Origin of the sequence: Streptomyces sp. NPDC059900 (assembly GCF_050270335.1) — a bacterium.
In the GTDB taxonomy this organism is placed as follows: domain Bacteria; phylum Actinomycetota; class Actinomycetes; order Streptomycetales; family Streptomycetaceae; genus Streptomyces.
Genome location: NZ_JBNNJZ010000485.1, coordinates 1 through 6259, shown reverse-complemented (window position 1 = coordinate 6259; position 6259 = coordinate 1). Strand labels below are relative to the sequence as shown.

Here is a 6259-nt window from a genome sequence, read left to right as displayed (position 1 = left end):
GGATTGAGGGAGGTCATCGGCTCCTGGAAGATCATCGCGATGTCCTTGCCGCGGACCTTCCCGAGCTCCTTCTCGCTCGCCCCTGCGATCTCGCTGCCGCCGAGCCTGATGGATCCGTCGATGCGGGCGGTGGGCGGCAACAGGCCCATCACGGCCATCGCCGTGACGGATTTGCCGCAGCCCGACTCGCCGACCACCGCGAGAACTTCGCCTGGGACGACGTCGTAGGAGAGGCGGTCGACGGCGTGCACGGTGCGGGTGTCGGAGCGAAAGGAGACCGACAGGTCGCGCACGCTCAGTACCGGCTGGGTCATCGGGTGGCTCCCCGGGGGTCCAGGACGTCCCGCAGGCCGTCGCCGAGCAGGTTGAAGGCCAAGGTGGCGGCGACGACGGCGAGTCCGGGGAAGACGGCCATCCACGGCGCGGGCGCCAGGAAGGACTGGGCGCCGGAGAGCATCACGCCGAGCGATGCCTGCGGCGGCTGCACGCCCAGGCCCAGAAAGCTCAGGAGCGCCTCCCCGATGATCGCGGCGGGGATGCCGACGGTGGCCTGGACGATCAGCGCGGAGGTGGCGTTGGGCAGGATGTGCCGCACGAGCACGGTGGCATCCCCGCCTCCGTTGGCGACGGCGGCGGCCACGTAGTCGACGTGGCGCAGCCGCAGCGTCTCCGCGCGGGTGATGCGGATGACGGCCGGGATCTGCGAGATGCCGATCGCGATGGTCGCGTTGCCCAGCGAGGGGCCGAGCACCGCGGCGAGCCCGACGGCAAGGACCAGGAAGGGGAAGGCGAGCATGGTGTCGGTGAGCCGCGAGACCACGCTGTCGGCGAGCTTGCCGTAGTAGCCCGCAAGGAGCCCCAGGGGGACGCCGACGGCGAAGGCGAGGGCCACCGCCACCACGCCGACCTGCATGGAGGCGCGGGCCCCGTACACGACGCGCGAGAGCTGGTCGCGGCCGAGGTCGTCGGTGCCCAGCCAGTGCGACCAGCCGGGCGCGGCCAGGGCGTCGGCGAAGTCGGGGCGCGCGGGATCGTAGGGCGCGACCAGCGGAGCGAAGAGCGCGGCGAGGACGAACAGGGCGGCGATGATGCCGCCGGTCATGGCGAGGCGGTTCTTGCGCAGGGCGCGCAGTCTGCCGCTGCCCGCGCCCGCGGAGCGTATCCGCCCCAGGGTGGTGAGTACCGCTGTGGTCACCGGGCACCTCCGAGCCGGATGCGCGGGTCGATGACCGAATACGCCACGTCGACCAGCAGGTTGATGAGGATGTAGGCGGCGGAGGTGCACAGCACCACGCCTTGCAGGGTCGCGTAGTCGCGGGTGAAGACGGCGTCGATGGTCAGCTTGCCGAAGCCGGGCAGGACGAAGATCTGCTCGGTGACCACGGCCCCGGAGATGAGGTGGCCGAGCTGGAGTCCGAGCACGGTCACGACGGTGACCAGGGAGTTGCGCAGCGCGTGCCCGCCGATGACCTCGCGCCGGGACAGGCCCTTGGCGCGCGCGGTGCGCACGTAGTCGGCGGAGAGCGAGTCGAGCATCGCCGCCCGGGTCTGGCGCATCACGACGGCGGCGAGCCCCGAGCCCAGGACGATCGCGGGCAGCACCATGCGGCGCAGGTTGTCCAGCGGGTCGGTGGCGAAGGGCACGTATCCGGAGGCCGAGAAGACCGGCAGGGCGATGGCGAAGCCCAGGACCAGGACCATGCCCAGCCAGAAGGTGGGCACCGAGAGCCCGAGCAGGGCCAGGGCGTTGGCCAGCCACTCCTCGGGCCTGCCGCGCCGTACGGCGGCCACGATGCCCGCGCCGATGCCGACGACGACCGCCAGGAGCAGGGAGAGGGCGGCCAGTTCGAGGGTGACGGGCAGGGCCGCGGTGATCGCGTCGGCGACGGGCAGGCCGGTGCGCGAGGAGGTGCCCAGGTCGCCGGTGATCGCGTGGCCGATGAACCGGCCGTACTGGACGGCGATGTTGTCGTCCAGCCCGTAGTCGGCGCGGATCGCGGCCAGCGCCGCGGGGCTGCGCTCCTCACCGGCGAGCGCGAGCGCCGGATCGCCGGGCAGGGCGCGGATCCCGGCGAAGACGACCATGCTGACCAGGACGAGCGTGATGAGGGACTGGCGGATACGGGTGAGGATGTAGGAGGTCATGGGGCTCAGGCGCACCGCAGCGGGCCGTGTGCTCTTCAGGCTCAGGCTCATCGGGTGTACCCCGCAGTCGTGACGCGGACCAGGCCGTCGCCGAAGACGCGGACGCCCGCGACGTTCTTGCCGGCGACGACGTAGTTCTTCTGCCGGTAGAGGTAGATGAGGCCGCGCCGCTCGTTGGCGCGCCGGGTCAACTCCGTGTAGATCTTGCCGCGTTCCTGGGGGTCGGCCTCGGCGCGGCCCCGTTCGACGAGCCGGTCGATGGCCCGGTCCGAGAGGCCGTAGGCGTTCATCGCGCCGCGCGTCTGGAGGAAGCTGGCGATGTTGCCGTCCGGGTCGAGCCGTCCCGACCAGCCGCTGGTGAAGGCGTCGTAGTGCCCGGAGTCGGTCTCTTCGAGCATCGTGGCGTACTCGGTGGGGCGCAGCGTGACCGCGAACCCGGCCTCCTTGGTCATGGCCTGCACGACCTGCCCGAGGCGGCTGGATTCGGGCGTCGTGGACACCTTCAGTTCGATGCGCACGGGGGTTTTCACGCCCACTTCCTTCAGCAGCCTCTTGGCCTTGGCGACATCTCGCTTGGGGCAGGCCGTCGCCTTGACGCCGGGGGCGATGGCGGATTCGGGCGAGAGGGGGCCGCAGGCGGGCTCGTACATGCCCTGGAAGACGACCTTGTTGATGAGGTCGCGGTCGATGGCGAGTTCGAAGGCCTCGCGGACCTTGGGTTCGCGCGCCAGGGGTGTGTCGATGCGCCCCGGCTTCTCCCCCAGGCCCTTGACGTTGCCGACGTTGAAGCCGATGCCCTGGTAGCCGAGCGAGGGCGAGTTGAAGAGCTGGAGCTTGGGCTCGGTCAGTGCGCTGCGCACGTCGACGGGCGTCATCTGGTCGCCGACCTGGATGTCGCCGGAGCGCAGGTTGGCCAGGCGGACGTTGCCGTCGGGGATCGGCTTGTAGATCACCCTGTCGAGGCGGACCTTGTCGGCAGCGTAGTAGTTGGGGTCCTTGGCGAGCACGATGCGGTCGCCGCCGACGCGTTCGACGTACTTGAACGGGCCTACGCAGGAGGGGTGGTTGGTGAAGTTCTTGCCGTAATTCTTGAGGGCGGTCGGCGACATCACCATGCCGGAGCGGTCGGCGAGGACGGCCGTGAGGGGGACGTAGGCCTGCTTGAGGGTGAGCTTGACCGAGTACGGTCCGGTCGCCTCCGCCTTGGCGAGCGGGGCGAGTTCGGTGGCGCGCGCCGAGCCCGGAAGGTCGCGGTGGCGCAGCAGCGAGGTGACGGCGGCGTCGGCGTCCAGCTTCGTCCCGTCGCTGAATTCCAGGCCCTTGCGCAGGTCGAAGGTGACGGTGCGGCCGTCCTCGGACGTCTTGGGCAGGGCGGCGGCGAGCTGGGGGATCACGGTCCCGTGCTCGTCGATGTCGTAGAGCTTTTCGCACATCCCGGCGAAGACGGTGCGGCCCACCAGGGTCTGCGCGAGGGTCGGATCGAGCTTGTCCGGGTCGGCTTGGAGGGCGACGGTGAGGGTGCCGCCGTCGCGCACGGGGCGGTCGTCGGTCATGCGCTCACCGCCGACCTCGGTGGCCGAGGACTGCAGGGAGCCGCAGCCCGCCGTCAGGGACATCACCAGGGCAACTGCCGCCGGGGCGACCGTTTTTCGGCGCACGGGTAGGTACCTCCGCCAGGGTGGTTCCGGGCTGATCGTGGACGATCAAGGAATACGGCAGAACGTATTTCGCATACAGTCCGCACACAAGAGGCCCGTCCGGATGCCGGACCGGATTTGATGAAGATTGAATAACCAGCCGCGACAAATGGTTGGCTGCTACACGCAGCGGACTTTCCGTCCATCGCGGGACGACGTGCCCCGTGCCCCTCGCGAGGTGCCCCTCCCCCCGCGCGCCCGCGCTCGGCGGGCCGATGTCAGTGCGCCGCGCTACTGTCCGCGCAACTGACCGAATACCCCGTTCCGGGAGGTTTCCATGGTTTCGCGGCTCAACCCGTATCTCAGCTTCGGCGGCGACGCCCGGCAGGCGCTGGAGTTCTACAAGGAGGTCTTCGGCGGCGACCTGGCGCTGCACACCTTCGGCGAAGCAGGCCAGCAGGGCACCCCGATCGCCGACAACATCATGCACGGCATGCTGGAGGCGCCCAACGGCTTCACCCTGATGGGCGCCGACACCCCGCCGGGCATGGACCACACGCCGGGCAACAACTTCTCGGTGAGCCTGAGCGGAGACGACGAGGCCGAACTGCGCGGCTACTGGGACAAGCTCTCCGCCGGCGGCTCGGTGGCCGTGCCGCTGGAGAAGCAGATGTGGGGCGACGTGTTCGGCATGTGCACGGACCGCTTCGGCATCCCCTGGATGGTCAACATCAGCGGGCCGCAGGACTGACCGGCGCACCCCGGCCCCGGTCGCGGCCCCGGTCGCGGGCTCCGAGCGGCCCATCTACGGTGTTACGGGGATGTCCTGCGTGACAGGGGGGCCTCTGGAGGCACCATGGACCGCTCGCCCGCGCCGGAGCCCTTCGAGGCGGTGCACACCGCAGGAGCCGCGCCCGCACCGGCCCCGCACGAGACGGGCGGCGCACACGAGCACCGCTGGCTGATCCTCGGCGTCGTCGGCATCGCCCAGCTCATGGTGGTCCTGGACGCCACGATCGTGAACATCGCGCTGCCCTCGGCCCAGCGGGACCTCGGCTTCAGCGACGGCAACCGCCAGTGGATCGTCACCGCCTACGCCCTGGCCTTCGGCAGCCTGCTGCTGCTGGGCGGGCGGATCGCCGACCTGGTGGGCCGCAAGCTGGTCTTCCTGGCCGGGCTGGGCGGCTTCGCGCTCGCCTCCGCCCTGGGCGGCGCGGCCACCAGCTTCACCATGCTGGTGGTGGCCCGCGCGCTGCAGGGCCTCTTCGGCGCCCTGCTGGCGCCCGCCGCGCTCTCCCTGCTCACCACGACGTTCACCGACCCCAAGGAGCGGGCGAAGGCGTTCGGCATCTACGGCGCCATCGCGGGCGCGGGCGGCGCGGTGGGCCTGCTGCTGGGCGGCGTCCTGACCGAGTACCTGGACTGGCGCTGGTGCCTGTACGTCAACCTGATCTTCGCGGTGTTCGCCATGCTCGGCGGCGCCCGGCTGCTGCGCGGCGGCCGGCCCGCGGACCGGCCCCGCCTTGACGTGCCCGGCACAGTCCTGGTCTCCGCGGGCCTGTTCTGCATCGTCTACGGCTTCTCCAACGCCGAGTCGCACGCCTGGGGCGACGTGCAGACCTGGGGCTTCTTGGCGGCGGGCGGCGTCCTGGTGGCCGCGTTCGCCTGGTGGCAGACGCGGGCGGCGCATCCGCTGCTCCCGCTGCGGGTGGTGCTCGACCGGGACCGCGCGGCCTCCTTCCTGGCGATGTTCATCTCCGGCGCCGGGATGTTCGGTGTCTTCCTGTTCCTGACGTACTACCTCCAGCAGATCCTGGGCTACACACCCGTCAAGACCGGCCTGGCGTTCTTGCCGATGGTCGCCGTGATGGTGGTCATCTCGGTCCTGACGACCAACTCGCTGGTGCCGCGGTTCGGCGCGAAGCCCATCGTGCCGCTGGGCATGGGCCTGGCGGCGGCCTCGATGGCCTGGCTGACCGCCCTGGACGTGCACAGCGGCTACGCGGCCCACGTCCTGCCGCCGCTGCTCGTCGCGGGACTGGGCCTGGGTCTGGTCTTCGCCCCGGCGATGAGCATGGCCACCGCGGGCGTGGCCGCGCACGACGCGGGGGTGGCCTCGGCGATGGTCAACACCAGCCAGCAGGTGGGCGGTTCGATCGGCACGGCCCTGCTCAACTCCCTGGCCACCAGCGCCGCGGCCAACTATCTCGTGGGCAGGCAGCCGACGCCCGAGGTGCAGGCGCAGTCGGCGATGGAGAGCTACTCGACCGCGTACTGGTGGTCGGCGGTCTTCTTCGCCGTCGGACTGCTGGTTACGGTCGTGCTGTACCGCCGGGGAGCTCCGGTCCACTCGGCCGCGGGTGGCGGCCCGGTCCACATGTAGGGGCGGTGGGGCGATGGCATCCGCAGCGCAGGAGCCGGCGACGGAGGACTCCGGGGGCGAGGGTCCCGGCAGCGGGGGGTCCGGGGGTTCGGGG

General features: G+C 71.0%; 6 protein-coding genes. 2 read left to right on the top strand and 4 right to left on the bottom strand.

The window, feature by feature from the left end:
• The 4 genes from ACQKIP_RS36895 to ACQKIP_RS36880 form a co-directional block, all read right to left on the bottom strand.
• The coding region (locus ACQKIP_RS36895) for an ATP-binding cassette domain-containing protein (RefSeq protein WP_427745137.1) at positions 1–314 on the bottom strand (314 nt) is incomplete at its 3' end.
• Positions 311–1195: an ABC transporter permease gene (locus tag ACQKIP_RS36890; protein ID WP_365859517.1), complete on the bottom strand. Its 885-nt coding sequence runs from the start codon at positions 1193–1195 to the stop codon at positions 311–313. The genes ACQKIP_RS36890 and ACQKIP_RS36895, both read right to left, overlap by 4 nt.
• The gene (locus ACQKIP_RS36885) at positions 1192–2145 is read right to left on the bottom strand and encodes an ABC transporter permease (RefSeq protein WP_365859853.1); all 954 of its coding nucleotides are present in this window, start codon (positions 2143–2145) and stop codon (positions 1192–1194) included. Before ACQKIP_RS36885 ends, ACQKIP_RS36890 begins: the two co-directional genes overlap by 4 nt.
• Before the next feature lie 47 nt (positions 2146–2192).
• Positions 2193–3803 (bottom strand): ABC transporter substrate-binding protein, encoded by a 1611-nt coding sequence (locus ACQKIP_RS36880; RefSeq protein ID WP_427745136.1) that lies wholly within the window; start codon positions 3801–3803, stop codon positions 2193–2195.
• Positions 3804–4119: 316 nt separating this feature from the next.
• Here ACQKIP_RS36880 and ACQKIP_RS36875 point away from each other — a divergent pair, with 316 nt between their 5' ends.
• Complete coding sequence (locus ACQKIP_RS36875) at positions 4120–4533, top strand: VOC family protein (protein WP_365859521.1); 414 nt, start codon at positions 4120–4122, stop codon at positions 4531–4533.
• Positions 4534–4638: 105 nt separating this feature from the next.
• Positions 4639–6165 (top strand): MFS transporter, encoded by a 1527-nt coding sequence (locus ACQKIP_RS36870; RefSeq protein WP_365859523.1) that lies wholly within the window; start codon positions 4639–4641, stop codon positions 6163–6165.
• Positions 6166–6259: the final 94 nt, after the last annotated feature.

What these genes read in the sequence shown, in the direction of transcription:
- ACQKIP_RS36875 (WP_365859521.1), top strand. Translation starts at nt 4,120, where the DNA reads ATGGTTTCGCGGCTCAACCCGTATCTCAGCTTCGGCGGCGACGCCCGG.
- ACQKIP_RS36885 (WP_365859853.1), bottom strand. Translation starts at nt 2,145, where the DNA reads ATGACCTCCTACATCCTCACCCGTATCCGCCAGTCCCTCATCACGCTC.
- ACQKIP_RS36870 (WP_365859523.1), top strand. Translation starts at nt 4,639, where the DNA reads ATGGACCGCTCGCCCGCGCCGGAGCCCTTCGAGGCGGTGCACACCGCA.